Annotated in this window: 23 protein-coding genes and 3 pseudogenes; 17 read left to right on the forward strand and 9 right to left on the reverse strand. The window is 69.0% G+C overall.

What is annotated here, in order from left to right:
* Window positions 1-82: 82 nt before the first annotated feature.
* The 5 genes and pseudogenes from sufU to IT882_RS00405 all read right to left on the reverse strand — a co-directional run bounded on the left by sufU (window position 83) and on the right by IT882_RS00405 (window position 6,712).
* Window positions 83-526, reverse strand: a complete 444-nt coding sequence (sufU, locus tag IT882_RS00385; RefSeq protein ID WP_229382198.1) for a Fe-S cluster assembly sulfur transfer protein SufU — start codon at window positions 524-526, stop codon at window positions 83-85.
* Entirely contained in the window at window positions 526-1,809 is a 1,284-nt protein-coding gene (locus IT882_RS00390; RefSeq protein WP_195692701.1) for a SufS family cysteine desulfurase, read from the reverse strand. The genes sufU and IT882_RS00390 overlap by 1 nt, the downstream gene beginning before the upstream one ends.
* A 50-nt stretch (window positions 1,810-1,859) precedes the next feature.
* Complete coding sequence (locus tag IT882_RS00395; protein WP_418887799.1) at window positions 1,860-3,956, reverse strand: APC family permease; 2,097 nt, start codon at window positions 3,954-3,956, stop codon at window positions 1,860-1,862.
* Between the two features lie 42 nt (window positions 3,957-3,998).
* On the reverse strand, window positions 3,999-5,012 hold the full coding sequence (locus IT882_RS00400) for a LacI family DNA-binding transcriptional regulator (protein ID WP_195692702.1): 1,014 nt from the start codon (window positions 5,010-5,012) through the stop codon (window positions 3,999-4,001).
* A 15-nt stretch (window positions 5,013-5,027) separates the two neighbouring features.
* Window positions 5,028-6,712: pseudogene (locus tag IT882_RS00405) on the reverse strand (glycoside hydrolase family 13 protein).
* 117 nt (window positions 6,713-6,829) lie between these two features.
* Here IT882_RS00405 and IT882_RS00410 point away from each other — a divergent pair.
* Window positions 6,830-7,351, forward strand: coding sequence for an adenine phosphoribosyltransferase (locus tag IT882_RS00410; RefSeq protein WP_195692703.1), 522 nt, complete (start codon window positions 6,830-6,832; stop codon window positions 7,349-7,351).
* Window positions 7,352-7,382: 31 nt separating this feature from the next.
* On the opposite strand, the gene hpxO is transcribed toward IT882_RS00410, so the two are convergent.
* The 3 genes from hpxO to uraD are packed head-to-tail and all read right to left on the reverse strand — an operon-like array spanning window position 7,383 to window position 9,449.
* The gene (hpxO, locus tag IT882_RS00415) at window positions 7,383-8,561 is read right to left on the reverse strand and encodes an FAD-dependent urate hydroxylase HpxO (RefSeq protein WP_195692704.1); all 1,179 of its coding nucleotides are present in this window, start codon (window positions 8,559-8,561) and stop codon (window positions 7,383-7,385) included.
* A 46-nt stretch (window positions 8,562-8,607) separates the two neighbouring features.
* The gene (gene uraH / locus IT882_RS00420) at window positions 8,608-8,931 is read right to left on the reverse strand and encodes a hydroxyisourate hydrolase (RefSeq protein ID WP_195692705.1); all 324 of its coding nucleotides are present in this window, start codon (window positions 8,929-8,931) and stop codon (window positions 8,608-8,610) included.
* On the reverse strand, window positions 8,928-9,449 hold the full coding sequence (uraD, locus tag IT882_RS00425) for a 2-oxo-4-hydroxy-4-carboxy-5-ureidoimidazoline decarboxylase (protein ID WP_195692706.1): 522 nt from the start codon (window positions 9,447-9,449) through the stop codon (window positions 8,928-8,930). The genes uraH and uraD overlap by 4 nt, the downstream gene beginning before the upstream one ends.
* 76 nt (window positions 9,450-9,525) lie before the next feature.
* Here uraD and allB point away from each other — a divergent pair, with 76 nt between their 5' ends.
* From allB to IT882_RS16825, 7 genes and pseudogenes are all read left to right on the forward strand, one after another.
* Window positions 9,526-10,905, forward strand: coding sequence for an allantoinase AllB (gene allB, locus IT882_RS00430; RefSeq protein WP_195692707.1), 1,380 nt, complete (start codon window positions 9,526-9,528; stop codon window positions 10,903-10,905).
* Complete coding sequence (locus IT882_RS00435) at window positions 10,902-11,993, forward strand: acetamidase/formamidase family protein (RefSeq protein WP_195692708.1); 1,092 nt, start codon at window positions 10,902-10,904, stop codon at window positions 11,991-11,993. Before allB ends, IT882_RS00435 begins: the two co-directional genes overlap by 4 nt.
* Window positions 11,986-13,592, forward strand: a pseudogene (locus tag IT882_RS00440) (AtzH-like domain-containing protein). Before IT882_RS00435 ends, IT882_RS00440 begins: the two are co-directional and overlap by 8 nt.
* Before the next feature lie 134 nt (window positions 13,593-13,726).
* Window positions 13,727-14,620, forward strand: a pseudogene (locus IT882_RS00445) (pyridoxal-phosphate-dependent aminotransferase family protein); the annotation flags it as partial.
* Between the two features lie 256 nt (window positions 14,621-14,876).
* Window positions 14,877-16,127, forward strand: a complete 1,251-nt coding sequence (locus tag IT882_RS00450) for an allantoate amidohydrolase (protein WP_229382199.1) — start codon at window positions 14,877-14,879, stop codon at window positions 16,125-16,127.
* A 14-nt stretch (window positions 16,128-16,141) separates the two neighbouring features.
* Window positions 16,142-16,843: an amidohydrolase family protein gene (locus IT882_RS16820; protein WP_267490535.1), complete on the forward strand. Its 702-nt coding sequence runs from the start codon at window positions 16,142-16,144 to the stop codon at window positions 16,841-16,843.
* Window positions 16,735-17,520: an amidohydrolase family protein gene (locus IT882_RS16825; RefSeq protein WP_267490557.1), complete on the forward strand. Its 786-nt coding sequence runs from the start codon at window positions 16,735-16,737 to the stop codon at window positions 17,518-17,520. Before IT882_RS16820 ends, IT882_RS16825 begins: the two co-directional genes overlap by 109 nt.
* 36 nt (window positions 17,521-17,556) lie before the next feature.
* Here IT882_RS16825 and IT882_RS00460 read toward each other — a convergent pair whose 3' ends face one another.
* Complete coding sequence (locus IT882_RS00460) at window positions 17,557-17,889, reverse strand: TraR/DksA family transcriptional regulator (protein ID WP_195692709.1); 333 nt, start codon at window positions 17,887-17,889, stop codon at window positions 17,557-17,559.
* Between the two features lie 110 nt (window positions 17,890-17,999).
* Between IT882_RS00460 and IT882_RS00465 the strand changes: the two genes are divergently transcribed.
* The 9 genes from IT882_RS00465 to IT882_RS00505 all read left to right on the forward strand — a co-directional run bounded on the left by IT882_RS00465 (window position 18,000) and on the right by IT882_RS00505 (window position 26,846).
* Window positions 18,000-19,211: an XdhC family protein gene (locus IT882_RS00465; protein WP_195692710.1), complete on the forward strand. Its 1,212-nt coding sequence runs from the start codon at window positions 18,000-18,002 to the stop codon at window positions 19,209-19,211.
* Window positions 19,212-19,398: 187 nt separating this feature from the next.
* A complete protein-coding gene (locus IT882_RS00470) occupies window positions 19,399-20,481 on the forward strand; it encodes an ABC transporter substrate-binding protein (RefSeq protein ID WP_195692711.1) in 1,083 nt (360 codons plus the stop codon).
* Between the two features lie 26 nt (window positions 20,482-20,507).
* Entirely contained in the window at window positions 20,508-22,184 is a 1,677-nt protein-coding gene (locus IT882_RS00475) for an ATP-binding cassette domain-containing protein (RefSeq protein WP_195692712.1), read from the forward strand.
* 2 nt (window positions 22,185-22,186) lie between these two features.
* Window positions 22,187-23,074 (forward strand): ABC transporter permease, encoded by an 888-nt coding sequence (locus tag IT882_RS00480; protein ID WP_229382200.1) that lies wholly within the window; start codon window positions 22,187-22,189, stop codon window positions 23,072-23,074.
* Between the two features lie 7 nt (window positions 23,075-23,081).
* Window positions 23,082-24,116 carry an adenosine deaminase gene (locus IT882_RS00485; protein WP_195692713.1) on the forward strand — a complete coding sequence of 345 codons (1,035 nt, stop codon included), beginning with the start codon at window positions 23,082-23,084 and terminating at the stop codon, window positions 24,114-24,116.
* The gene (locus IT882_RS00490) at window positions 24,113-24,730 is read left to right on the forward strand and encodes a helix-turn-helix domain-containing protein (protein ID WP_195692714.1); all 618 of its coding nucleotides are present in this window, start codon (window positions 24,113-24,115) and stop codon (window positions 24,728-24,730) included. Before IT882_RS00485 ends, IT882_RS00490 begins: the two co-directional genes overlap by 4 nt.
* The gene (gene add, locus IT882_RS00495; RefSeq protein WP_195692715.1) at window positions 24,727-25,782 is read left to right on the forward strand and encodes an adenosine deaminase; all 1,056 of its coding nucleotides are present in this window, start codon (window positions 24,727-24,729) and stop codon (window positions 25,780-25,782) included. The genes IT882_RS00490 and add overlap by 4 nt, the downstream gene beginning before the upstream one ends.
* Window positions 25,783-25,842: 60 nt before the next feature.
* Window positions 25,843-26,382 (forward strand): RNA polymerase sigma factor, encoded by a 540-nt coding sequence (locus IT882_RS00500; RefSeq protein ID WP_195692716.1) that lies wholly within the window; start codon window positions 25,843-25,845, stop codon window positions 26,380-26,382.
* Window positions 26,379-26,846: a hypothetical protein gene (locus IT882_RS00505; RefSeq protein ID WP_195692717.1), complete on the forward strand. Its 468-nt coding sequence runs from the start codon at window positions 26,379-26,381 to the stop codon at window positions 26,844-26,846. Before IT882_RS00500 ends, IT882_RS00505 begins: the two co-directional genes overlap by 4 nt.
* Window positions 26,847-26,856 lie beyond the last annotated feature (10 nt).

Here is a 26,856-nt window from a genome sequence, read left to right on the forward strand (position 1 = left end):
GCGCGGGTCCGTCCGTCGCGCGAGGTTGTGTCTCACGCGGATGGCGGATGCGGCTGCGGCGGATGCGGCGGGTGCGGGGGCGTCAGGCGGTCTGGGCGAGGCCCTCTTCCAGGGCGACCCAGGCGAGCATGGCGCACTTCACGCGGGCGCTGAACTTCGAGACGCCCGAGAGGGCTGCGGCGTCCTCGTAGATCTCCTCATCGAGGTCGATCGTGCCGCGTGAGCGCAACGCCTCGCGGAAGCCATCGATCAGCTCGGTCGCCTTCTCGCGCGGGACGCCGTTGACGAGGTCGACGAGCATGGATGCCGAGGCCTGCGAGATCGAGCAGCCCTGACCTTCCCACGTCACATCGCGGATCGTCTGCCCGTCATCCGAGACGCGCACCCGCAGGGTGACTTCGTCGCCGCAGATCGGGTTGCGCTGGTAGCTCGTGCCGGAGTGGTCGTCGGCCTCGGCCAAACCGAAGCCGTGCGGACGCTTGGAGTGGTCCAGGATCAGTTCCTGGTACAGGGATTCAAGACTCATCAGGATGCTCCGAAGAAAGCGCGGACGCCGCGGGTTGCGTCCAGGAATCGATCGACCTCGTCGGGGGTCGTGTACACGGATGCCGAGGCTCGTACCGACGCCGTAAGCCCGAACCGGCGATGCAGCGGCTGCGCGCAATGGTGCCCCACGCGCACGGCCACCCCCCGCGAATCCAGGAACTGTCCGACGTCGTGGGCGTGGACGCCCTCGACGGCGAAGGATGCGAGCCCGACACGGGGTGCGGCATCCGTATCGCCGAGCAGACGGATGCCGGGAATCTCGCTCAGTCCGTCGCGCATGCGCCGCTCGAGATCGACCTCGTGGGCGTGAACGGCGTCCATGCCGAGGGAACGCAGGTAGCGGGCCGCAGCGGCGAGCCCGACAGCCTGCGAGACCGGCTGGGTGCCCGCCTCGAACCGCTGCGGAGAGGGCAGATACTGGGCCTCGTCGAGCGTGACGGTCGTGATCATCGAACCGCCGGTGAGGAACGGCGGCAGGGCGTTTAGCAGCTCGTGCTTTCCGTAGAGCCCGCCGATGCCGTACGGGCCGAGCATCTTGTGCCCCGAGAACACGGCGAAATCCACGCCCGTCGCGGGCAGGTCGATGCTCAGGTGCGGTACCGACTGACAGGCATCCATCACCGTGATCGCGTCGACCCCGCGCGCGAGAGCCACGAGGTCGTCGATCGGGTTGATGATGCCGAGCACGTTCGACACGTGCGGGAACGCGACGATCCGGGTCCGGTCGCCGATCAGTTCGGTCGCCGCTGCCATGTCGAGCTGTCCGTCGTCGAGCACCGGGATGTGACGAAGTCGCGCGCCCGTCCGTGCGGCGAGCTCCTGCCACGGGATGAGGTTCGCGTGGTGCTCGGACTCGGTGAGCACGATCTCGTCATCCGGGTGCAGCGCGAAGCGCCGGGCGGCCGGTCCGCCGCGACCGAGCGTCGCATTCCCGATGGCGTATGCGATCAGATTGATGCCGGCGGTTGCTCCGGATGTCCACACAAGTTCGCCCTCGCCAGCGCCGACGAACGCGGCGACGGCGTCGCGGGCATCCTCGAAGGCGTCAGTGGACTCCGCGGCGAGGGTGTGCGCCCCGCGGTGGACGGCAGCGTTGGTGTGCGTGAGGAATTCGACCTCGGCGTCAATCACCTGCTGCGGCTTCTGGCTCGTGGCGGCGGAGTCGAGATACGCGAGCGGGTGGCCGTTGACCTCCTGCGCGAGCAGGGGGAAATCGGCGCGGATGGCGTCGAGATCCAGCGGGGTCACGGCAGGAACGGTCACTACTCCAGCGTACGCGCCGCAGGGGTGGGCGGTTCGAGTTCGGATGCCGCCTACAGCTCGGGACGTTCGAGGCTCGAGTGCTCCGCGTGTTCGAAGTTCTCGACGGGATCGTAGGGACGTCCGGCGCGCTCCTGGCCGGGGACGGGGCGTGACCGACGACCGTAGATCAGCTCCGACGAGTCCAGCAGCCACGGCACGAGCGTGATCGTGACCCCGTGAATGAGCATGAGCTGCTGAGCGAGCCGACGTGAGCGGCGGTTGTGCAGCAGGGTCTCCCACCAGTGCCCGACGATGTACTGCGGCAGGTACACGGTCATCACGGCGGGCCCGTTCTTCTCCCGGTAGCGCCGGATGAACTCACCGATCGGGCCCGCGTACGTGCGATACGGCGAGTCGATGATGACAAGCGGAAGCGGGATCCCGTGGGCCTTCCACTCCTCCTGCAGGGCGTCAGCATCCTCGTGGTCGGTGGCCACGTGCAGGGCGATCGTCTTGTCGTGGCGGGCGGCAACCGCATAGTCGAGCGCCTTGAGCACGGGCTTTTGCAGCCGACTGACCATCACGAGTGCGACATCGCCGTCCGAGCCGAAGTGGATCTCGTCATCCATCCGGATCTCGTGCTCGACGTCCCGGTAGTACCGGTTCACGCCGAGCATGAGCATCGCCAGGATCGGGATCGCCAGGAAGACGAGCCACGCGCCGTGCGTGAACTTCGTGATGGTCACGATGACCAGCACCGTCGCGGTGAAGGTCGCGCCGGTCGTGTTGATCACGAGCCCCGTGATCGCCCCACGTCGCTCGATTCCGGATGCCGGGTCTCGCCGCGCTTCGATCCGTGTGGTGGCGCGGATGATGCGACGCCAGTGGCGTACCATCCCGAGCTGCCCCAGCGAGAACGAGACGAAGACGCCGATGATGTACAGCTGAATGAGGGTCGTGAGGTTGGCCTGATAGATCACGAGCACGGCGATCGCGATGAGCCCGAGCACGAGCATCCCGTTGGAAAAGACGAGCCGGTCACCGCGGGTGTTGAGGGCTTTCGGTGCGTATCCGTCGCGAGCGAGCACAGCCCCGAGCAGCGGGAATCCGTTGAACGCGGTGTTGGCTGCCAGCAGCAGCACGAGGGCGGTCGCGCCCTGGATGAGGTAGAAGGGGATCGAGCCCATGCCGAATGTCGCCGCCGCGACCTGCGCCATGAGGCTCGGCTGCGGCTGGTTCTCACAGTCGAAGCCGACGAGCGTGCACGGGTCTTCGGCGTAGTGCACACCGGAGACCAGGGCCAGCACCGTGAGTCCCGCGAACAGCAGAATCGCGACCCCGCCCATCATCGTGAGGGTCGTCTGAGCGTTGCGCACCTTGGGGCGGCGGAAGGCGGGCACACCGTTGGAGACTGCTTCAACGCCGGTCAGGGCGGAGCATCCACTCGAGAACGCGCGCAACACGAGCAGGATGACGGCGGCCTGCGACAGGCTCTCGGCCTGCACCGCGAACTCTGCCGACGACGCGACCGGCGGATCCCCCAGCGCCGTGCGCACGAGACCGGTGCCGATCATGAAGACCACCGACCCGATGAACACATAGGTGGGGATCGCGAAGACGAGGGATGCCTCGCGCACGCCCCGGAGGTTGATCAGCACGATGACCACGACGAAGCCGATGGCCAGCTCGACCCGCGCCGGATCGAGCCCCGGCAGCGCCGAGATGATGTTGTCGACCCCGGAAGCCACTGACACGGCGACAGTGAGGACATAGTCGACCAAGAGCGCGGCCGCCACGACGACGCCGGGCACCTCGCCGAGGTTCTTGCGGGCGACCTCGTAGTCTCCGCCGCCCGACGGGTACGCCTTGATCAGCTGCCGGTAGCTGAGAACGACGACGCTCAACAAGACGACGACGGCTGCAGCGATCCAGGGAGAGAACGCCAGGAATGCGAGCCCACCGGTCAACAGGATCATGAGCAGTTCCTGCGGCGCATACGCCACGGACGACAGAGCGTCGGAGGCGAAGATGGGCAGCGCCATCTTCTTGGGGAGCAGGTGCTCGTCCATGGCGTCGGACGACAGCGGCTGGCCCAGCAGGATGCGCTTCGCGACGGGCGTCTCGGGTACGCCCGGCTCGGGCGCGTCAAGTGTCACGGCGGGCGAGATTACGCCTGCGCGCGCGGGAGCGCAAGCGGCGAATATCCCTGATCAGTCCCGACGTCGAGCGGTGCTGCCGCGTACGACCAGCTCGTACGGCAACTCCTCGCGGTCGGGCACGGCGCCGGCGGGCCGTTCGAGTTCGTGCAGGATCGCGGCGGCGGCCCGAGCGCCCTGGCCCGACGGGAACTGGTCAACCGTCGTGAGCTGGAAGAAGCGGCCGAGCTCGTGGCCGTCGATGCCGGCCACCGACAGGTCTTCGGGCACGCGATACCCGAGGTCGCGCGCGGCCAACATCGCCCCGATGGCCATCTCGTCGGATGCTGCGAAGATCGCTGTCGGGGTTGCTCCGGGGCGGCCGAGGAGCTGCTTCGCAGCGCGGAATCCGCCTTCGATCGTGAAGTCGCCGGGTTCGAACAGTTCCGGTCGCGGGTCGACTCCCGCCGCGCGCAGCGCTAACTCGAACCCGTGCCGGCGGCTGGACGGGATGTGGAAGTCGATGTCGAACTCGGGGTCGGCGCCGATATGGCCGATGTCGCGGTGACCCATCGCCAGCAGGTGCTCGGTGGCCAGACGCCCCAACCCGACATCGTCGATCGATAGTGTCGGAAGCAGGGCGTTGGGTCCGCCGATCGCGATCACCGGCATCCCGAGCGACAGCAGCGCCCGCGACTCGTACTCGCCGAGCTCCAGCGCGACGGCGATGACCCCGTCGACGCGTTGCCGGCGCAGGAACGTGTCGAAGACCTGCCGTCGGTGCTCGAGGTCCGGGGTCACGTTGTAGAGCGTGATGTCGTATCCGGCACGAGTCACTTCGGTGGCGATGCCGCTGAGCAGCGTGCTGAAGAACCACCTGTCGATGTGGGGGATGACGACACCGATGTTGCGGGTGCGTCCGGATGCCAGGCTCGACGCCGACGAGGATACGACGTAGCCGAGTCGGCGGGCAGCCTCCTGGACCCGCTCACGGGTGGGTTCCGAGACGTTGTGCTTCCCGCTCAGCGCGCGCGAAACGGTCGCCGTGGAGACGCCCGCCTCGCGGGCTACCTCATCGATTCCGACCATGGCGACCCCCGCGACTCACTCGCCGGTGAGCCACACCGCCTGGTCGACCGGCAGCATCCTGTCGGCGAGCGGGCCGCTGGAGACGACGATCCTGCCCGACGGAAGCTCGATGGGCTCGTCGCTCAGGTTGGCCACGGCAGTGATGGACCCGTTGCGGAACGCGATGACATCGGGGCCGAAACCGTCGACCCAGTCGAGAACCCCTGCACCCAGGCCGCGTGCGCGACGCTCGGCGAGGAGGTTCTTGTAGAGAGTGAGGGTCGATTCCGGATCGTCGCGCTGGGCGTCGCGAGCCAGGCCCGCCCACTCCGTGGGCTGCGGCAGCCAGGACTCGCCGGTGGTGTTGAAGCCGTAGGCGGGTCCTTCCGAGGTCCACGGCAGCGGCACGCGGCATCCGTCTCGGCCATACCGCTCACCCTTGGTGCGGAACCAGGTCGGATCCTGGCGCGCCTCGTCGGGAAGATCGATCACCTCGGGCAGGCCGAGCTCTTCTCCCTGGTAGAGGTAGGCAGATCCGGGGAGCGCAAGCATCAGCGTCGTCGCGGCGCGGGCACGGCGCAGTCCGACCTCGGGGATCGGCTTGCCGGGGACTTCGGCCCGATCCCCGCCCCCTGCGGGTTCTCGGCGGTCAGCGCAAGACGAGATGCATGGCGGACGACGTCGTGGTTGGAGAGCACCCAGGTGCTGGGGGCCCCAACCGCGCCGTAGCTCTCGAGCGAGTCGGCGATCACGGCGCGCAGCTTCTCGGCATCCCAGGGAGTCTCGAGGTACTCGAAGTTGAAGGCCTGGTGCATCTCGTCGGGCCGCACCCAGAGGGCGGTCTGGGCGATCGTGGGGAGCCACGCCTCCGCGCACAGCGCACGGTCGCCGTCATACTCGGCGAGCAGCGCATGCCAGTCGCGGTAGATCTCGTGCACGCCCTCCTGCCCCCAGTACGGGACGGCGGCCTCGCCGCCCCCCATCGAGCCCGCGTCCTTCGGCGGCGTGTAGTCGGGCAGGCCCTCCGCCTTCACGAGCCCGTGGGCGACGTCCACACGGAAACCGTCGACGCCGCGATCGAGCCAGAAGCGCAGGATGCGGCGGAACTCCTCGCGCACCTCGGGGTTGGACCAGTCGAAATCCGGTTGCGAGGCATCGAACAGGTGCAGGTACCACTGACCGGGGGTGCCGTCGGGTTCGGTCAGGCGCGTCCAGGCGCCACCGCCGAAGACCGACTCCCAGTTATTGGGCGGTAGGTCGCCCCCGGCGCCGGTGCCATCACGGAAGATGTACCGCGCACGCTCGGGGCTGCCGGCGGGAGACGCGATCGCTTTCTGGAACCACTCATGCTGATCGGACGAGTGGTTGGGGACGAGGTCGACGATGATCCGGATGCCGCGGGCGTGCGCCTGCGCGAGCATCTCGTCGAAGTCGGCCAGCGTGCCGAAGATCGGGTCGACATCGCAGTAGTCCGCGACGTCGTATCCGGCATCCTTCTGGGGCGAGCGCTGGAACGGGCTGAGCCAGATCGCGTCGACGCCGAGCGCCGCCAGGTCGCCGAGGTGGCTCGTCACACCGCGCAGGTCGCCGATGCCATCGCCCGACTGGTCGGCGAACGAGCGGGGGTAGATCTGGTAAATAACGGCCGTGCGCCACCACTCGCCGCCGGGCGCGTCCTCGCGTGAGATCACGGGAGCAGTGACGGAGTCTGCAGAAGTCATGGAGCACACGATACTGCACCGGTGTGCAAGCGCTTACATGAGGATGGGCCGCCGGGTGGATCTGCTGCCGAGTTGTTACGACACGCGCCGGTTACGCGCACGCCGTAGTCTGTCCGCGTGCCCGACACCGCCGCCCTCGCCCGCGCCGAGTCCCTGATCCGGACGATCCCCGACTACCCGAGTCCGGGCATCCAGTTCCGAGACATCACGCCGCTGCTGGCGGATGCTGCGGCGCTGCGCGCCGTGACGCGCGCGCTCATCGAGCCGTTCGCCGCGGCGTTCGATGTCGTCGGCGGGATCGAAGCCCGGGGGTTCCTGCTTGCCGGGGCGATCGCCGCCGAGGCCGGGGTGGGCCTTGTGCCGATTCGCAAGGCGGGAAAACTGCCTCGACCTGCGGCATCCGTTTCGTATGCCCTCGAATACGGCGAGGCGGCCATCGAGGCACACGACGACCTCGCCCCGGGAACGCGGATTCTGCTCGTGGATGACGTGCTCGCCACCGGCGGGACCATCGCCGCGGCACGCGAGCTGATGACGACTCTCGGCGCCGAGGTTGTCGGTACGACGGTGCTCATGGAGCTTGAGGCACTGAACGGCCGTGCGCTCGCGGGCGACGTTCACGCCCTCTTCGTCATCTAGCGGGTCGTCATCTAGCGCGCGTGCCCGCGGATCAGAGGGCTCCGACGCCGAGGTTGATGGGGCTGCCCTCGATGTTGCCGACGATGCCGCGGATGATGTCTGACCCGTCGGTGCCGCGCAGGCTCTCGTACCAGGCCTCGGTCGCTCCCGGGACGAACCCGTGCGTCTCGGCGGCACGCTTGCGAGCGCGGTTCACGAGGTCACCGGCCCGGTCGGTGCGCGAGCGCTCGTAGCGCAGCAGAGCGTCTTCGACCGAGATCGTGTTCGTGGCCAGCGAGATCGCCAGCGCGAAGGTGTCTTCCAGCGCCGAGCACGCGCCCTGGCCGATGTCGGGCGCCGTGTTGTGGGCGGCATCTCCGAGGATCGCGACGCGCCCCGTGACCCACGTGTCGAAGGGGTCGATGTCCCAGATCTCGACGCGATTGAGGGAGGCCGCGGGATCGATGGCGTCCAGCAGCGTCTGCACGCCGGGCGCCCAGCCATCGAAGGCCTCGCGCAGCTGCGCGACGGGATCGTCAGCGTCGGTGGCACGCCCCGCCGGCTGCGGGATGTCGACGAAGAAGTAGAAGCGGTCTCCGGCGACCGGCATGACGGCGCACCGCTTGCCGTCGCCCACGTAGGTCGTCCACTGGTTCGCCGGGCCGATCTCGGCATCCTGCGGGACGAGTCCGTTGAAGTTCGTGTAGCCCGAGTAGGTGCGTTCGATGCCACCGCCGGTGACGTGATCGCGCACCATCGACCTGGCACCGTCGGCGCCGATCAGCAGATCGCCGGTGTCGGTGGAGCCGTCGTCGAAGGTCACCGTCACGGTCTGGCCGTCCTGGGCCACCGACACCGCCTTGCGACCCAGATGGATGCGGTCCATGCCGACGGTCTCCATGAGCAGTGCCTGGAGGTCGGCGCGCGCCACCGGATACGGGCGCTGGCCGGTCTGCTCGGTGACCGGGGCGAGGCTGAACTGGCACATCGTGTCACCGGTGCGCCCCTCGAGGTAGGCCATGTCATCCATCCGGCCGCCGAGCGCCGCGACCTCGTCGGCAAGGCCGAGCCAGTTGAGGACCTTCACCCCGTTGGACCAGAGGGACAGTGCCGCACCGACCGGCTTGTTCTCGCGCATCCGGTCATAGATGACGACGTCATGGCCCAGTCGTGACAGCGCGATGCCGGCGCTGGCGCCGCCGATTCCCGCGCCGATGATGATGATCTTCATGTGACGAACATTAGGGAGCGTGTGTCACGGCCGCGTTACGCGGGCCTCAGCTGCCCCGATACGTCGAGTAGGCGAACGGGCTCAGCAGCAACGGCACGTGGTAGTGGCGGGTGCCCGAGATCGTGAAGGTCACCGTCACGCTCGGGTAGAAGCAGTCGGTGCCCTGGTCGGCGAAGTAGGTGCCGGTGTCGAAGGTGAGCGTGTAGGTGCCCGCAGGCAGCAGCTCAGGTCCGAGGCCCGCGCGACCGTCGGCATCGGTCACGGCGTCGGCGATGCCCGCGCCGGATGCATCGCGCAGCGTCACCGCCACGCCCGGAGCCGGGGTTCCGGTCGTGGTGTCCAGGATGTGGGTTGTCAGGTGGGCGGTCATGCGGGCTCTCCCGTCGACGTGTCGGAATCGATGTCGCCGCGCAGGCGCAGCATCGCGATCTGCCGCAGCTGGTCGAGGGCCTCGTCGACCTCGGCGTCGGCGGTGTTGTTCAGACGCCGCTGCAACTCCGCCAGGATCTCCTCGGGCGCTCGTCCGGCGGCACGGATGAGGAACACGCGCCCGAACCGCTCTTCGTAGGATGCGTTGCCGGCGGCGATCTGCTCTGCCACGGATGCCGCGGCATCCGTCATCGCGGATTGCTCGCGCCGCGAGGCGTTGGCCTCCGCGCCCTCGCCGCGCGGGCGCTCGCCGATGCGCGGGTGGTGGGCGAGTGCGGCATCCAACTCGGGTCGGCGCCAGGCGCGCGCGAGCCGGTCCGCCGCGGCTTCGAGGTCCTCGACCGACCCGAACGGCCGCGCGGCGACGACGGCCTCGGCCCACGCCGGAACGCGCGCCCAGACCGACACGACCTCGATCGCCTCGGCCGGGGGCAGGGCATTGAACTGCGTCAGCTCCATGCGGCCACCGTAACGCGCTTGACTCCGGGCGACGGCAGACGTGATCCGAAATGTTGGTACAGGTAACATGCGAGAAATGCGCGAATCATACGGTGACGGCATGTCCCCGGCCCTCGCCCTCGCGTCACGCCGGGTGTTTCTCGATGGCGGCTTCTCTGCCGCGACAGTTCTCGTCCGTGACGGTCGCATCGCCGGCCTCGCTCCGTTCGACCCGGATGCCGACCTCGTCCTCCCCGCGGACGAGGTGCTGCTGCCCGGACTCGTCGACTCCCACGTGCACCTCAACGAGCCGGGACGCACCGACTGGGAGGGGTTTGAGACCGGCACGGCAGCGGCCGCCGCGGGCGGCATCGCGACAGTCGTCGACATGCCGTTGAATTCGCTCCCCGTCACGACGACCGTCGACGCGCTCGCCGCCAAGCGGGCCGCAACCGTAGGCAAGCTCGCGGTGGACGTCGCGTACTGGGGCGGCGCCGTTCCCGAGAACCTCGGGTCGCTGCGTCAGCTGTTTGCGGCCGGGGTCGTGGGCGTGAAGTGCTTCCTCTCGCCCTCGGGGATCGATGAGTTCGGGCACCTGGATGCCGCAGCTCTTGAGTCCGCGCTGACAGAACTCGCCGCCTTCGACGGACTGCTCATCGCTCACGCCGAAGACCCCGCCCACCTGCACGATGACCCCGCCATCGGTCGCAGCTATGCCCGATTCCTTGCGAGCCGGCCCCCGATCAGCGAGGAATCGGCGATCGCGGCCGTCGCCGCTGCCGCCAGCCGCACCGGAGCGCGCGCCCACATCGTGCACGTGTCGGACGGGCACGCGCTGGAGGTCATCCGCGAGGCGAAAGCTGCCGGCATCCGTCTCACCGCTGAAACCTGCCCGCACTACCTGACCCTCCGGGCCGAGGACCTGCCCGACGGATCGGGCACCGTGAAGTGCTGCCCGCCGGTGCGGGACGGTCACAACCAGGACCTCCTCTGGGAGGGGCTGCTCGACGGCACCATCGACGCCGTCGTGAGCGACCACTCCCCGGCGACCCGCGATCTGAAGGAACGCGAAGACGGCGACCTCGGCCTCGCGTGGGGTGGGATCTCAGGGGTCCAGACCGGGCTGCGGGCCGTGTGGACCGAGGCCTCGCGTCGCGGCATCCCGCTCGAAACCGTGATCCCGTGGTTCACAACCGGACCCGCGGGGATTGCCGGGATCCCCGGCCGCGGCGTGATTCGAGAGGGAGCGCCCGCGCACCTGGTCTCGTTCGCGCCGGATGCGGCATCCGTCGTGCGCGCCGCCGACCTCGAGTACCGCAACAAGCTCTCGCCCTGGGACGGTGCGACCCTGCGCGGTGCCGTGCGCACGACCTGGGTCCATGGCGAAACTGCCTACACCGCCGATCGGGGGATCACGGGGCGGTACGGCCGTGAGATCCTTGCCCCCACCCCGATTCGGACACAGGAGTCTGTATGAGCGTCCCGATCCTTCAGCCTGGCACCGGGCCTCTGCCCGGTGACCACTACCTGCCCTCTCGCCCCGACACGGTGCTGTGGGGGCGGCTGCCGTGCGAGACGGATGCCGCGGTGCTGCGCATCCAGCCGGGTGAGACCGTCACGATCGACACCGTCAGCCACGAGGGCATCCTCGAAGACCAGGGCAAGGACCCGCGCGCCTACTTCGGCGGTCACGGCGTCGCCGACGACGACGTGCTGACGGATGCCGTCGAGATCGCGGCGTCCCTGTCCCGTGACCCCGCTGCCGACGGGCCGCACGTCGTCACCGGCCCCATTCACGTGGCGGGTGCCGAGCCCGGCGACCTGCTGAAGATCACCGTCGTCGAGCTCGCGCTGCGCGCACCGTACGGGGTCATCTCCAACCGTCACGGCAAGGGAGCGCTCGTCGGTGAGCTGCCGCGTGCCGAAGGGAACGTCAGCGTCTTCGCGCCCGTCGAAGAGCGTGACGGCACCCTGTGCGGGGTGCTCCCGGTCGTCGAGGGCGGCGAGCGGATCGTCGCGTTCCCGCTTGCGCCGTTCCTCGGCACGATGGGGGTCGCGGTCGCCGGGTCCGAGCGGCCGCACTCGGTGCCGCCCGGCATCCACGGCGGCAACATCGACATCAACCTCATGACCGAGGGCGCGAGCCTCTACCTGCCCGTGCAGGTCGCCGGAGCCCTCGCTTACGTCGGCGATCCGCACTTCGCGCAGGGTGATGGCGAGGTCGCGCTCACCGCGCTGGAGGCGCCGCTGCGCGCGACCCTGCGGTTTGACGTCGTGCCCCGGGAGGAGGCGCGCCGCGCCTTCGGTGCCGTCAGCGGCCCGCTCGTCCGCACCGACGAGTACCTCGTGCCGACGGGGATGGACCCCGACCTCAACGTCGCGATGCGGGCGTGCGTGCGGGCCGCGATCGACCTCATCCAGGCGCGCTGGGGCCTCGACGAGCACCTCGCGTACGCGTATCTGTCGGCCGCGACCGACTTCGACATCTCCCAGGTGGTCGACATCGTCTGCGGCGTCCATGCCCGCATCCGGGAGGCCGACTTCGCGGAGGTAGACCGTGGGTGAGATCCGGGGAGCGGATGCCGTTCCCGCCGACCTGTGGGACGCGTTCTGCGCGTACGAACGCGCGATCGTCGCGAACGACCTCGACGTGCTCGATGCCGCGTTCGCACCCGGCGCCGAGACGATGCGGGGAGATGCCGCGGGCCTGCTGGTCGGCCACGACGCGATCAGTGCTTTCCGGGGCGTCCGCGGCGGTGTTCCGGCTCGCGAGATCACGCGCGTCGAATACCGTCCGCTCACTCCCGACACGGCACTGCTCGTCTCGATCTCGCGCTACCGGATCGGCGGATCGGGCCTGCAGACCCAGGTCTGGCAGCGCATCGACGGCACGTGGAAGATCACCGCAGCTCACGTGACCGGCCGGGCCCAGGCCCTCGACCGGTCGGTGTGGCGCACCGTCGGCGACCCGCTGTGGCAGGGCGCGTGGGAGGGGCCGCTCGAGGGGCTCACGGTCGCCGTGAAAGACCTCTTCGCGATCAAGGGCTACCGGATCGGCGCGGGAAACCCCACCTATCTGGAGTCCTCCCGTCCCGAGCCCCACACCGCTCCCGCCGTCAGCGACCTGCTCCGCGCAGGGGCGTCGCTGCGCGGCATCGCCCGCACCGACGAGTTCGCGTACTCGATCGCCGGCGACAACGCCCACTACGGCACCCCTCCCAACGGCGCTCTTCCCGGGGCGCTTCCCGGGGCTCCTCCAGCGGCCCCGCCACCGCCGTCGCCACCGGCCAAGCCGAGATCGGCCTGGCGACCGACACCGCCGGGTCCATCCGCGTCCCCGCCTCCTACCAGGGGCTCTGGGGTCTGCGCACGACCCACGACCTCGTCCCCCGGCAGGGCCTGCTGCCGCTGGCCCAGTCGTTCGACACGATCGGGTGGATCACCCGCGACGGCCAGACCCTGCAGCGGGTCGCCGATTGGTGCCTCAGCTACGACGGATCCGAATCCACCGAGAGCGTGTTCGGCGAATCCGGCGACGATCTCCCTTGGCGGTTCCGCGTCCCCCAGGAGATCGTCGAGGCCGCCGAGCCCGAGACCCGCGCGGCGTTCGAGACGTTGTGCGCGACGCTCGCGGGCCTGGCGAACGCCCCCGAGCTGAGCGAGGTCAGCATCGGAGACCTCGACGACTACTTCACGCCGTTCCGCACCGTGCAGGGAGCCGAGGCGTGGCGCAACAACCGCGACTGGCTGCGCGAGCACCCCGGCTCGACCGGCCCGGCGGTCGCGGAGCGGTTCCGCGGGGCATCCGAGATCTCGACGGATGCCGAACGTGCCGCCCGCGCCGCGCTCGAGCCCCTGCGCGAGAACCTGAACGACCTCGTCCGCGACCACGTCCTGATCCTGCCTACTGTCCCGGGGCCCGCGCCGCTGCGCACGCACCGCGGCGAGAAGATCGACCAGGTGCGCGCCGCGACGTTGCGAATGACGACGCCCGCCGCCATCGGCGGCCTCCCCGCCGTCTCGGTGCCGCTGTTGACCGTCCCCTCCTCCCTCGGCCCCGCGCCCGTCGGCGTGTGCCTCGTCTCGCGCGCCGGCACCGACATCGCCCTCGTCCGGCTGGCTCGAAAGCTCGCCGACCTCCTCGCTGAAACGGATGCTGCATGACCGCCCTGCCCGGACCGATCGCCCCGCCCGCCCGCCTGCTCATGGGCCCCGGGCCCATCTCCGCGTACCCCAGCGTGCTCACGGCCATGTCGGGCGCGCTCGTCGGGCAGTACGACCCGTTCATGACCGACACGATGGCCGAGACCCAGGATCTCTACCGCCGGGTGTGGGCGACGGAGAACGACGCGACGCTGCTGATCGACGGCACCTCGCGCGCCGGCATCGAGGCGGCGATCGTCTCGCTCGTGCGTCCGGGAGACCGCGTGCTCGTACCCGTCTTCGGCCGGTTCGGTCATCTGCTGGCCGAGATCGCCGAACGCGCCCTCGCCGAGGTGCACACGATCGAGGTCGAGTGGGGGCAGGTCTTCACCCCCACCGCCATCGAAGAAGCCATCGTCCGCGTCAAACCGCACCTGCTCGCGCTCGTGCAGGGCGACACGTCGACGACGATGCTCCAGCCGCTCGACGAGGTCGGCGAGATCTGCGCCCGCCACGGCGTGCTCTTCTACACGGACGCGACAGCGTCACTCGGCGGCAATGCCTTCGAGGCCGACGCCTGGGGACTGGATGCCGCCACCGCCGGCCTCCAGAAGTGCCTCGGTGGCCCGTCGGGCTCGGCGCCCATCACCCTCAGCGAGAGGGCTGTCGAGGTGATCTCGGCGCGCAAGAAGATCGAGGCGGGCATCCGCGAGCCCGGCGACCCGTCGGCGCCCGACTTCGTGCGCTCCAACTACTTCGACCTCGGCATGATCCTCGACTACTGGGGTCCGCGCCGTCTGAACCACCACACCGAGGCCACCTCGATGCTCTACGGCGCGCGCGAGTGCGCCCGGCTCCTGCTGACCGAGGGACGCGAGAGCGTCATCGACCGCCACCGGGTCGCCGGCGCGGCCATGCTCGCCGGCGTCGAGGCGCTGGGACTGACCGTCTTCGGCGACACCGCCCACAAGATGAACAACGTCGTCGCCGTCTACATCCCCGAGGGTGTCCCCGGAGACGCGGCCCGCGCGGCGATGCTCGAAGACTTCGGCATCGAGATCGGCACCTCCTTCGGGCCCCTGCACGGCAAGGTCTGGCGCATCGGCACGATGGGCTACAACGCCCGCAAGGATGCCGTGCTCACGACCCTCGTCGCCCTCGAATACGTGCTGCGCCGGTTCGGCGCCGCCGTCCCCGCGGGAGCGGGTGCCGAGGCGGCATCCGAGGTCTATCGGGGGCGAGCGCGTGACAGCCGCCCTGCTAGAGGTTTCCCCCGACCGCGTCGCCGCCGCCGCGCGGCGCGTGATGGCGCGCTGCGACGAGCTCGCCCGTGTCACCGCGACGCCCGGGCAGATCGAACGTGTCTACCTCTCGCCCGAGCACGCCCGCGTGAACCGGCTCGCGGCCGAGTGGATGCGCGAGATCGGCATGCGCAGCCACCAGGATGCCGCGGGCAACCAGGTCGGCCGGCTCGAACGCGTCCGTGGTGACGCCCTCGACCCCGAGGCTCCCGCGCTCATGATCGGCTCGCACCTGGACACCGTGCTCGATGCCGGCAGGTTCGACGGCATCATCGGGGTGCTCATGGGCCTCGAGGTCGCGCGCCTGCTGCGGGTTCCCGTCGGCGAGAAGTTCGGTGTCGCCTTGCCCTTCGCCCTCGAAGTCGCCGCGTTCTCGGACGAAGAGGGCACGCGCTTCGGCAAGGCTCTGCTCGGATCCAGCGCCGTGGCGGGGCAGTGGCGCGAGGACTGGTGGACGCTGACGGATGCCGACGGCGTGAGCCTGCGGGAAGCCTTCCGCGAGTTCGGGCTCGACCCCGCCCGCGTGGGCGAGGCCGCCCGGCAACCCGATGAGCTCGTCGGCTACTTAGAAGCCCACATCGAGCAGGGCCCCGAGCTCGACCGTCGCGAGCAGCCGCTCGCCGTCGTCTCCTCGATCGCTGCGGCACGCCGCTTCCAGCTCGTCGTGGAGGGAGAGGCCCGTCACGCCGGCGGCACCCCCTACGACATCCGTCGCGACGCCCTGCTCGGCGCGAGCGAGGCCGCGCTCGCGGTCGAGCGCATCTGCGAGAGCGAGCACCACATCATCGGCACCGTCGGCCAGTTCGAAGCCTTTCCGGGGGCGGTCAACGTCGTCCCGGGCGAGACCCGCTTCTCCCTCGACCTGCGCGGCGAGTACGACGGTGAACGCGACAGGGTGTGGGAGGCGATCTCCCGTGAGCTCGACGAGATCATGGGTCGTCGTCACCTGCGGTGGCGCGCCCGCGAGGTGCACTCCGCGCCCGCCGTCATGTGCGCGCCGCTTCTGCAAGACGTCGTGCGCGAAGGCATCCGTTCCACCACCCCCCACACCGCCGACGACCCCACGAGCCTGTTCAGCCCCGCGGGGCACGACGGCATGTCGATCGGGGCGATCACCGACGTCGGGATGCTGTTCCTGCGCAACCCCGATGGAATCAGTCACCACCCCGACGAGGCAGTCTCCGCCGCTGACGTCTCCCTCGGCATCCGTGCCCTCACCGAGTCCGTGCTGCACCTGGCCGCCGACCGCGCCTGAGAAAGAAGACCCCGATGACCTCGCTGCTCGTGACGAACGCCCGCCTGATCACGGTCGCCGTCGGCGCCGCCGACCTCGGCTACCTCGACGAGGGCTGGATGCTCGTCGAGGACGGCATCATCGCCGCGACCGGCGCCGGCCAGCCGCCCGCGGGCACGACGGCCGACGAGACCCTCGATGTCGCCGGCGCGTTCGTCGCCCCTGGGTTCGTCTCGAGCCACAGCCACCTGTTCACGAGCGGCCTGCGGGGCCTCGGCGCGAACGAGACGCTCTACGGCTGGTGCGACTCCATGCTCGGGTTCACCGCGAACCTCCGCCCCGACGACATGTACTGGTCGACGCTGCACGGCTCGCTCGATTTCCTCGCCAACGGTGTCACGACCGCCTACAACTTCACCGACCCGCTGCAGGCCTGGGAGTCGATGGTCGACGGCAAGCGCCTCGGGGCAACGCGCCGCTGCGGCCCGTCGAGTACCACACGCGTCAGGCCGATGGATGCCGCGATGCCGGCATCCGGTTCGTCGACGCGATCGGGATGGATGTCTCCACCGGCACGGATGACGAGATCTTCGCCCGCTTCGCCGCCGAGGTCGCCCACACCCGCAGCATGGACTCTGCGCTCGCCCTCGGCGCCTCGATCATGGGCCAGGTGCAGTGGTCTCCGCGCCCCGAGGCGGCCGAGCTCGAGGTCGAGGCCATGCGCCGGTTCGGCGTGACCAACCAGGCACACTTCCTCGAGTCTCCCGAGGCCGTGCCGGTGCAGCAGGCGAAGTTCGCGCTGTACCAGGATGCCGGGGCTCTCGGTCCCGACATGATGTTCGGGCACTTCATCCAGACCACGCCCGAGATCATCGCCGCCACCGCCGAGGGCGGGGCGTCGATGTCGTGGCAGCCGGCGTCCAACGGACGCCTGGCCTCGGGGGTCGCACTCGTTCCCGAGATGCTCGATCTCGGCATCCGGGTGGGGATGGGCCTGGACGACCAGGCCTGCACCGACCTCGCCGACCCGTGGGGCAACATGCGCGCGGGCATCTTTATGCAGCGCGCCCGCAAGAAGGACCCGCTGTCGATGACGCCCGAGACGGTGCTGCGGCTGCACACCCTCGGGGGCGCCGAGATCCTGGGCGTCGCCGACCGCGTCGGCAGCCTCGAGGTCGGTAAGTTCGCCGACTTCGTCGTCGTCGACCCGCGGACCCCGGATGTCGGGCCGCTGTGGCATCCGGTGCGCACCTACGTACTGTCCATGAGCCTGCGAAACCTCCGCCAGGTCTACGTCGGCGGGGTGCTCGCGAGCCAGGACGGCGTCTCGACGAACCCGCTGGCTACCGAGGCCTCCGCGCGCATCCACACCGATCTGCCGGCACGCGCCGCCGAGTTCGGCCACCCGCGCTGACCCGAGCCGGGTGTCCGGGTTAGATCGAGGCGCAGGTTAGCGCGAGGCGCAGGGCACGCACATCGTCGCCGTCGGCACGACCTCCAGCCGGGCGGCCGGGATCGGCTGCCCGCACCGAATGCAGATGCCGTACGTGCCAGCGTCGATGCGGTCCAACGCGTCACTGACCGCCGCACGGTCGCGCAGCGCCGCGCCCCGGAGCGCCTCGACCCGCTGCCACTCGCCCGACAGCGTCGATCCCTCGGGGTCGTGCTCATCGTCGGCCGTCGCGTCCGCGCGATCGGCGCGCAACGACGCGGCATCCGCGTCCAACCGTGCGAGCTGATCATCCAGCGCGCGCAGGCGCTCGGTCAGCACGGTGCGGTCCACGCCCCGAGGCTACGCCGCGCCCGCGACATCCGGCCGCCTGGCGATGGGCAGCGTGCTGTCGCAATCTCGAAGAAACACCCGGATGATAGGCAGGAGCCCGGGAGGTGCGCATGCGAGAGATCGTCGATCCGGCAGCGACCTGGGTCGCCCAGGAGCGACGGTTCGCGCTCGCGGTGCTCGTGTCGTCGCAGGCGAGCTCGCCCCGCGAACTCGGCGCGGCGATGATCGTGGATGCCGAGGGCGTCGTCTTCGGAAACGTCTCGGCCGGCTGCGTCGACGGCGACGTGCACGGTCTGTGCCTCCGGTCGATCGACACGGGAGAGGCGACCCGCGTCCGCTACGGCATCTCGGATGAGACCGCCTTCGAGGCGGGACTCAGCTGCGGCGGCATCATCGAGGTGCTCGTGCTCCCCGTCCTCCCCGGCACGCCAGCGGCCTCCGCGATCAGCGACCTGCACGCCGCGATCCTGCGCCGCGAGCCCTGCTCCCTCGGTGTCGTCACCGCCGGATCCGCCAGTGGTGCCCTCCTGTTCGCTCGTGAGGGCGAGGATGTCGACCCGCCGGCCGACCACGCCCTGGCGCTCACCGATCCCGGCATCCGCGCAGCCCTCGCCTCCGATCTCGAGCGCCTCCGCACTGACGCTCACGCCCTCACCCTGCGCTACGGGACTGACGTCGACGCGATCGAGATCCTCGGCCTGCCCTTCCCGCACGCTCCGCGGCTGATCATCATCGGCGCCGTCGAGTTCTCGGTGGCCCTGACGAGGCTCGGCGCGGCATCCGGTTTCGAGGTCACTGTCTGCGACCCGCGTGATGCCTTCGCGACGCCGGCGCGCTTCCCCGGCGCTCACGAGATCGTCCACGCCTGGCCGAACGACTACCTCGCGCACACCCCGATCGATGAGCGCACCGCGATCTGCGTCCTCACCCACGACCCCCGGTTCGACGTGCCGGCGCTGGCGCTGGCGTTGCGCAGCCCGGCCGGGTATGTCGGCGCGATGGGCAGCCGACGCACGCACGATGACCGCGCTCGCCGGCTTGCGGAGGCGGGCGTGACGGATGCCGAGACCGAGCGACTGCGCTCCCCGATCGGGCTGGCGCTCGGCGGACGCACTCCCGAACAGACGGCTCTGTCGATCCTTGCCGAGATCGTCATGGTGCGATCCGGCGGCCGTGGCGGACCGTTGCGGGACGCGACGGGTCCGGTGCATCCGGCGCTGACAAGTCCTGAGGAGCCGGAGCGTCGGCCGGGCGCCGACGAGGGCATCGCGTGCGCGCCCAGCGCCCGCACGATCGTCTCCTCCGCGCGACAGCCGCGCTGAGTCCGGCGCGCCGTTCGCCGAGACGGCGTCTATCGACGCATCCGGCAATTCGGTAACGCGGACGAAACAGTCCGGCGAGTGTTCATGAAATCTACATCTCGTAGCGTCGGACTCGACGAACCGACGAGTCCCGCAGTCGTGCGTCACCGAGTGTCCCATTCACCCGCAATCAGGAGACGCAGCAACCATGACATCTCTTTCCTCTCGAATCGTGCGCCGGTCTGCCATGACCGTCGCCGCCGTCGCCGTGTCGGCGCTCGCGCTGAGCGCCTGCGCCAGCGGTGGCGAATCCACCCCGGCCGAATCCACCAGTGGCGAAGCCATGGAGGGCTTCGGCAGCCTCGCCGTTCAGCTCAGCTGGATCAAGAACGAAGAGTTCGCCGGCGACTTCTTCGCCATGGAGAACGGCTACTACACCGAGGCCGGCTTCGACGAGGTCACCCTCACGCCGGGTCCGACGACCGGTGCTGCCGAGCTCATCTCGGGAACGGCTGATGTCGCGTTCTCCGACGCGGTCTCGATCGGCTCGGTCGTGGCAGCCGAAGGCGCGCCGCTGAAGATCATCGGTTCGGTCTACCAGAAGAACCCGTTCACGATCCTCTCGCTGGCAGACGGCGGCAACATCACGACGCCCGAAGACCTCAAGGGCAAGAAGATCGGTGTGCAGGACTCCAACACCGCCCTGTTCAAGGCGCTGCTGGCAGCCAACGGCATCGAGGAGTCCGAACTCGAGATCGTGCCCGTGCAGTACGACCCGGCACCGCTGACCAACGGCGAGGTCGACGGCTTCATGGCGTACCTCACCAACGAGTCCATCACCGTCGCCGCAGCCGGCTTCGACGTCGCGAACCTGCCGTTCGCTGACAACGGTCTGCCGTTCGTGGCCGAGACGATCACGACGACCGACGACATGATCGCGAACGACCGCGAGAAGCTCAAGGCGTACCTGGTTGCCGAGATCAAGGGCTGGACTGACGCGGTCAACGACCCCGAAGAGGGAGCACGCCTGGCCTACGAGGTCTACGGCGCCGACCTCGACCTGAACCCGGAGAACTCGATCGCCGGCTCGATCGCGCAGTCCGAGGAGCTCGTCGTCTCGGCCGACACCGAGGAGTTCGGTCTCTTCTGGATCACACCGGAACTGCAGGAAGCGACCCTCGCGAGCCTCGCCGGTGCCGGCATCGAGCTCACGGCAGCCGACCTGTTCGACCTGTCGCTGCTCGAAGAGGTCTACGACGAAAACCCCGACCTGGTCGCCTACGCGGGCTGATCAGAAACACACAAGGAGAATCCATCGTGACCGAACCCACCGCATCCGGTTCTGTACTCACGACGGGCTCTGTAGAGACCGGTGCCCAGGGCGAGTCCCTGGGCACCGGCCTGCAGATCTCCGGACTGAACAAGGTCTTCACGACGGGAAGAAAGTCCGTCACGGCGCTCCAAGACGCCAATCTTCATACCGAGCAGGGGACCTTCCTGTCCCTCCTCGGTCCGTCAGGATGCGGAAAGTCGACGATCCTGCGCATCCTCGCGGGCCTGGAACAGCCCACCAGCGGCACGACCCGCGTGGACGGCAAGAGCCCGAAGGAACTCCGCAAGGAGAACAAGCTCGGCATCGCGTTCCAGGACTCGGCGCTGCTGCCCTGGCGCAGCGTCCTGTCCAACATCCGTCTCCCCTTCGAGATCGCGGGAGCGTCCGTCGACAAGGCCTACGTCGACGAGATGATCGCCCTGGTCGGCCTCAAGGGTTTCGAGAAGGCCAAGCCCGCACAGCTGTCGGGCGGGATGCGCCAGCGCGTCTCGATCGCCCGGTCGCTGATCATGAAGCCCGAGGTGCTGCTCTTCGATGAGCCCTTCGGCGCTCTTGATGACATGACCCGGCAGAAGCTCAACCTCGAGCTGCTGCGCATCTGGACGGAGAAGCCGGCGACCACGCTGCTCGTGACCCACGGCATCTCGGAGGCGATCTTCCTCTCCGACCAGGTGGCCGTGATGAGCCCGCGCCCCGGCCGGGTCAAGGAGGTCATGACCATTGACCTTCCTCGTCCGCGGACCCCCGAGATGATGCGGACCCCCGAGTTCCACGCGTACGTCGACCAGGCATCCGAGTTGCTGTTCGGTGCCGGGGAGCAGCGGCGGATGACCACTGAGAACCCCACGCGCGGGCGCGCGATCGAGTGGGAGGACTTCCGTCTTCCCCCGTGGCTCATCGGCGTCATCGGCGGCATCGGCATCGTCCTGCTGTGGTGGATCCTGGCAGCTACGGTCTTCTCCAACGTCGGGCCCTCCGGTGCCAGCGCAATCCCCACGCCGTTCCAGGTCATCCAGATCATGGTCGAGACGGGTCCGCAGTACTACCTGAACAACTTCGCCGTCACCCTCGCCGAGGCGGGCATCGGCTATCTCTGGGGCAACGGCCTTGCGCTTCTGCTGTCGGGATTCGTGCTGCTCGTGCCTCGGCTGGAGGGAGTCGCGATGCAACTCGCGATCCTCACCTACTGCATCCCGATCGTTGCGATCGGCATGCTCGCGGTCGTCGTCATCACGCCCCCCAAGGTGGGCGAGCCGAGTGGCACCGCCATCCTCCTGGCTGCCCTGTCGGTGTTCTTCACGACTGTCGTTGGAGCGCTTCTCGGCCTCAAGTCCGCAGACAAGTCGAGCCTTGACCTGGTGACCGTCTACGGTGGCTCGAAATTCACCCAGCTCATGAAGGTGCGACTGATCGCGGCGCTTCCCGCAACGCTCAGCGCGCTGCAGATCGCTGTTCCGGCAGCCTTCCTCGGGGCCGTGCTGGGAGAGTTCTTCGGCAAGATCGAGGTCGGTGTGGGCCTGGCGATGATCCTCGCGCAGCAGGCCTCGAACGGGCCGCAGGTGTGGGCGCTCGCGCTTCTTTCTGGCGGTGTCGCCCTTCTCGGTTTCGCGCTCGTCGGGTGGATCGCCAAGGCGATCGCCCCCTGGTCGAAGGGACGGTGACGATGGCTCTGCAGACACCCTCCGTCGCGACCGGAACCACGCAGTTCGCGGAGATGAACGCGCTCAGCCAGAAGCTGCGCGCCCAGTCCAGCCGGGCCGTGCTTCGGGCGCTCGGCTGGTCGACGCTCACCCTTGTGCTCACCATCGTCGCCGTTCTGGTGATCTGGGTGGGCCTGCTGTGGGCGCTTCAGCTCTCGCCCTTGATCGCCAAGGGACCCATCGACGTCTGGAACTGGCTGTTCATCGTTCCGGCTGCCGAGGCCAACCGTACGATGCTCCTCGGCAACCTCATGGTCACCCTGGGCGATGCCGCGATCGGCTTCGTCGCGGGCCTGGTCGTCGCTCTCCTTGCCGCCCTCGCGTTCGAGTTGAACAAGGGCATCGAACACGCCCTGATGCCGGTGGCTATGCTCCTGCGGTCGGTGCCGCTGATCGCCATGGCGCCGGTCATCATCCTGATCTTCGGTCGCGACTTCTGGACCGTCGCCGTCATCGGCGGGATCGTCGTGCTCTTCCCGGCGCTCGTGAACATCTCGTTCGGACTCAAGTCCGCACCGCCCCAGATGAACGACCTCGTCGATGTGTACGGCGGCGGGGCTCTCACCAAGCTCCGCAAGGTCGCCTTCCCCTCCTCGCTTCCCGCGTTCTTCGCGGCAGTTCGCATCTCCGTTCCCGGCGCGATCACCGGAGCGCTGCTGGCCGAATGGCTCGCTGTCGGCGGCGGCATCGGAGGGTCGATCGGCGGATACATCCCGCAGGCGCAGTTCGCGGCACTCTGGGCATCCGTCGTCGCCGTCACTGGCGCATCACTCGTGCTCTACAACCTCATCCAGATCGTCGAGGATGTCGTGCTGGCGCGCATGGCGATGCACCCCCAGAAGGGCGTGTGATCGCCCGATGGCACCGACCGAGCTGGCGAGCTTTGCCCGCGGGCTTCCGAAGGCCGAGCTTCACCTGCACCTGGAGGGCACGCTCGAGCCCGAGATGATGTTCACGCTCGCGCAGCGCAACGGCCTGCCGCTGCCCTACAGCGATGTCGCGGAGGTGAAGGCGGCATACGACTTCACCGACCTGACGAGCTTTCTCGCCGTGTACTACCCGGCGATGTCTGTGTTGCAGACCGCCGATGACTTCCACGATCTCGCCTGGGCGTACCTGCTTCGGGCGAAGGAGCAGGGCGTCGTCCACGCCGAGCTGTTCTTCGATCCGCAGGCTCACACCGGTCGGGGCGTCCCCTTCGCGACAGTGGTCGGTGGCTATCGTCGGGCGATCGTGCGGGCTCAGGCTGAGCTGGGGATTTCGGCGGAACTGATCCTGTGCTTTCTGCGCGACCTCTCGGCCGAACACGCGATGTCGACGCTGCTTGAGGCGCTGCCCTATCGGCACTGGATCGTCGGGGTGGGGCTCGACTCCGACGAGCGCGACAACCCGCCGACGAAGTTCGCTGCCGTGTTCGAGAGGGCGCGCGCCGAAGGGTTCCTGGTCACGATGCACTGCGACATCGACCAACCCGGCTCGATCGATCACATCCGTCAGGCGCTGGAGTTTGGTGTCGACCGCATCGACCACGGCACCAACATCGTCGAAGATCCCGAACTCGTCGCCACCGTGCTCGAGCGCGGCATCGGGCTCACCTGCTGCCCCGTGTCGAACTCGTTCGTCACCGAGCAGATGAAATCCGACGAGATCGTGTCGCTGCTGCGTTCCGGCGTGCGAGTGACCATCAACTCCGACGACCCGGCGTACTTCGGCGGCTACGTCGCTGACAACTATGTCGCGCTGGCCGAGCAGGCAGGGCTCTCGGCATCCGACCTCGCAGAGCTTGCCCGAAACTCGTTCCATGCCTCGTGGCTCACGCCCGCGCGCCGGTCCGCCTACCTCGCGCAGGTCGACGAGTACGCCCGCGCGGGAGGGGTACGCTCGGGCGCATGAGCGTGCCCGACGGTCTCGACGAGCGTGCCGCAGGCGCTCGGCTGGGAAGCCACATCCGGATGCTGCGCAAGACGCGCGGGCTGACACTCGTGCAACTGGCCGAGCGCACCGAACTCTCGCATCCGTTCCTCAGTCAGCTCGAACGGGGGCTCGCGCAGCCGAGCCTGGGGTCGCTGCGGCGCATCGCGCTCGCGCTGGAGACCAGCCCGATCGAGCTCATCGCCGCGACGGACGAGCCCGACGAGTCGGGGTCCTTCGTCGAGGTCAGCCGCCCCGGTGAGGGGGAGATCCCCGAGGGTTTCGCCTCGGGAACGGCGCGGATGCTGGCCCAGCGCGCGCGCACCTTCCACCCCCTCGAGGTCGTCTCTGACAGCCTCGAGCCGGGTGAACCCTTCGTTCACGCGGAGGACGAGTTCCTCTATGTGATCGAGGGGCGCGTGCGTATCGAACTGGGCGACCAGACGTGCGACCTCGATCCCGGAGCATCCGTCTACTACACGGGCGGCACCACGCACCGATGGTGGTCGGCTGACGGGAATCCGTACCGGCTGCTCGTGGTGAAACAGGTTCCCGGGCGCACGGCGCCCCAAGCTCCAGGAGGGGCGAACGCGTGATCTCGTACGTCGACTACTTGCGTCTGCTGCCGAAGACCGAGCTGCACTGTCACTTCGCGTCGACGATGAGTGCCGAGCTGTTCATCGAGCTGGCCGCCAAGTACGGCGTGGAGTTGCCGACGACCGATCCGGAGGAGCTGTTCGACTTCGCCGATCTGGTCGACTTTCTGGTCGCATTCCGTTACGCGCATGATGTGCTGCGCGAGCCGTCGGACTTCGAACGGGTCGCCTACGACGGGGTCGCCGCCGCCGTCGCGGAGGGGAACCTGCGGTACCGCGAGTACTACGTCAACCCGCAGTACTTCGCCGACCGCGGTCTGTCGTACCCCGACGTGATCGATCCGATCATTGCGGGGCTCGCACGCGCCGAGCGTGACTTCGGCGTGGGGTTTCGCGTCGTCGTCGCGATCAATCGCCGGGCCGGTGCAGCCGAGGCGGTCTCGCTCGTGCGCGAGATGATCGCGCATCCGCGTCCCGAGGTCGTTGGGCTTGGCCAGGATGATCTGACGCCCGAGAACACGGAGGACCCGGGTCGGTTCGTTGAGGCCTACGCGCTCGCGCGGGAGCACGGGTTCCTCCTGACGGCCCATGTAGGTGAGACCGACCACGCGATCCCGGATGCCGTCCGTGTCGCCATCGAGGAACTCGGCTGCGACCGGCTCGACCACGGATACCGCATCGTCGACGACCCCGCGATCGTGGAGCTGGCCCGCGAACGGGGCATCGGTTTCGCCGCGACGCCGCTGTCGACGACGATCTGCTCCGGCTGGCAGATCGATGCCGCTCACCGCATCCGCCGCATGATCGACGCCGGGCTCGCGGTGAACGTGTCGACCGACGACGCGATGTTCTTCCGCACCGATATCGGCCGCGAGTACACCGACGGGCTGCGGCTGATGGGCGTGAGTGCCGACGAGGCCAAGCAGATCTCGCTGAACGGCATCGACGCTTCCTTCTGCGACGACGAGCAGAAGGCCCGCCTGCGTGCCGAGTTCCGAGCCGCATTCGCGGCGCTGGATGCCGTGCTCGAGCCGGTGACCGAGTCCGCGTAGGAACCGCTCCCAGGGCAGAATGGGACGCGTTTGGCAGGTACGCGTCGAAGGGAGTGTCGGGTGGGTGATTCCACGCAGACGTTCCGCAGCCCGGGGCGACACCCGACAGGGGACTACCCCCGCCATGACACTGCCCTTCTCGATCGGCTGCGGGCGGGTGATGACTCGGCGCTGAGCGCGCTGCATGAGCGACACGTGCGCGCCGTGTACGGCGTCGTCACCGACCGCCTGGGAGCGCAGCCCGTCGCCGTGGACGTCACCCACGATGTCTTCTTGGTGCTCTGGCGCAAAGCCCGGCGCATCAAGCTCGCGGGCACCTCCTGCCTGCCGTGGCTGGTGATCACCGCCGACTCTCTGGCGCGGGACCTCTCGCGCGGCGACCGGCAACGCCGAAAGAAGAGCGCGAGCGCGGGAGGTGGGGGCTCGGATCCCGGCGCCCACGGTTGCCGGTCAGCCGGATGGCGTGAGGTCGAGCGAATCGTCTCGACCTTCATGTGGGCAGATCGGGAGGTGTTCCGGCTCTGCGCTGACGAGGGCCTCAGCTATCGTGAGGCCGTCCGCCGCGTGGTGGATATCGAGGCAGAGCGGAGGGTGCGGTGACGGCAACGGAGCCGGACTTCGACCGCATGCGGACGACACTCCTGCGTGACGTAGAGCGCTTACGGGCGCGGTCCCGGGCGCGAAGGAAGGTCGGGGTCTTCCTGGGCGCGGGGGTTCTCGTTGCCGCGACGACCGCGGGGACGCTCCTGGTGCTTGCCTCGACGGAGCTGCGCCAGAACTCGGCATCCTGTTTCGAGGCGGCATCCCTCGACAGTGTCGTGCAGCAGGTGGGTGACCCGTCGGCGGACGACGGCGACAGGGTCGCGCGGGCGACCGATCTGTGCGCGTCGGTCTGGAGTGTCGGGCTGCTCGGCGCCGACCTCGATGGCCCGCCTCCGAACGATGGTCAGGCGTATCCGGTGCCAGATCTGTTCGCGTGCGTGCAGCGCGATGACACGCTTGCCGTCTTCCCCCAGACCGCCGGCGTCACCTGCGACGACCTCGGACTTCGCCCGCCTGACTGATCGACCGGTG

The organism is Microbacterium schleiferi (genome assembly GCF_015565955.1).
GTDB classification, from domain to species: Bacteria; Actinomycetota; Actinomycetes; order Actinomycetales; family Microbacteriaceae; genus Microbacterium; species Microbacterium schleiferi_A.

Excerpts from the sequence above, each read along its gene's own strand:
- sufU (WP_229382198.1), bottom strand. The coding sequence starts at position 526 with ATGAGTCTTGAATCCCTGTACCAGGAACTGATCCTGGACCACTCCAAG.
- IT882_RS00400 (WP_195692702.1), bottom strand. The coding sequence starts at position 5,012 with ATGGTCGGAATCGATGAGGTAGCCCGCGAGGCGGGCGTCTCCACGGCG.
- hpxO (WP_195692704.1), bottom strand. The coding sequence starts at position 8,561 with ATGAAGATCATCATCATCGGCGCGGGAATCGGCGGCGCCAGCGCCGGC.
- uraH (WP_195692705.1), bottom strand. The coding sequence starts at position 8,931 with ATGACCGCCCACCTGACAACCCACATCCTGGACACCACGACCGGAACC.
- uraD (WP_195692706.1), bottom strand. The coding sequence starts at position 9,449 with ATGGAGCTGACGCAGTTCAATGCCCTGCCCCCGGCCGAGGCGATCGAG.
- allB (WP_195692707.1), top strand. The coding sequence starts at position 9,526 with ATGCGCGAATCATACGGTGACGGCATGTCCCCGGCCCTCGCCCTCGCG.
- IT882_RS00435 (WP_195692708.1), top strand. The coding sequence starts at position 10,902 with ATGAGCGTCCCGATCCTTCAGCCTGGCACCGGGCCTCTGCCCGGTGAC.
- IT882_RS00450 (WP_229382199.1), top strand. The coding sequence starts at position 14,877 with ATGGCGCGCTGCGACGAGCTCGCCCGTGTCACCGCGACGCCCGGGCAG.
- IT882_RS16820 (WP_267490535.1), top strand. The coding sequence starts at position 16,142 with ATGACCTCGCTGCTCGTGACGAACGCCCGCCTGATCACGGTCGCCGTC.
- IT882_RS16825 (WP_267490557.1), top strand. The coding sequence starts at position 16,735 with ATGGACTCTGCGCTCGCCCTCGGCGCCTCGATCATGGGCCAGGTGCAG.
- IT882_RS00465 (WP_195692710.1), top strand. The coding sequence starts at position 18,000 with ATGCGAGAGATCGTCGATCCGGCAGCGACCTGGGTCGCCCAGGAGCGA.
- IT882_RS00470 (WP_195692711.1), top strand. The coding sequence starts at position 19,399 with ATGACATCTCTTTCCTCTCGAATCGTGCGCCGGTCTGCCATGACCGTC.
- IT882_RS00480 (WP_229382200.1), top strand. The coding sequence starts at position 22,187 with ATGGCTCTGCAGACACCCTCCGTCGCGACCGGAACCACGCAGTTCGCG.
- IT882_RS00485 (WP_195692713.1), top strand. The coding sequence starts at position 23,082 with ATGGCACCGACCGAGCTGGCGAGCTTTGCCCGCGGGCTTCCGAAGGCC.
- IT882_RS00490 (WP_195692714.1), top strand. The coding sequence starts at position 24,113 with ATGAGCGTGCCCGACGGTCTCGACGAGCGTGCCGCAGGCGCTCGGCTG.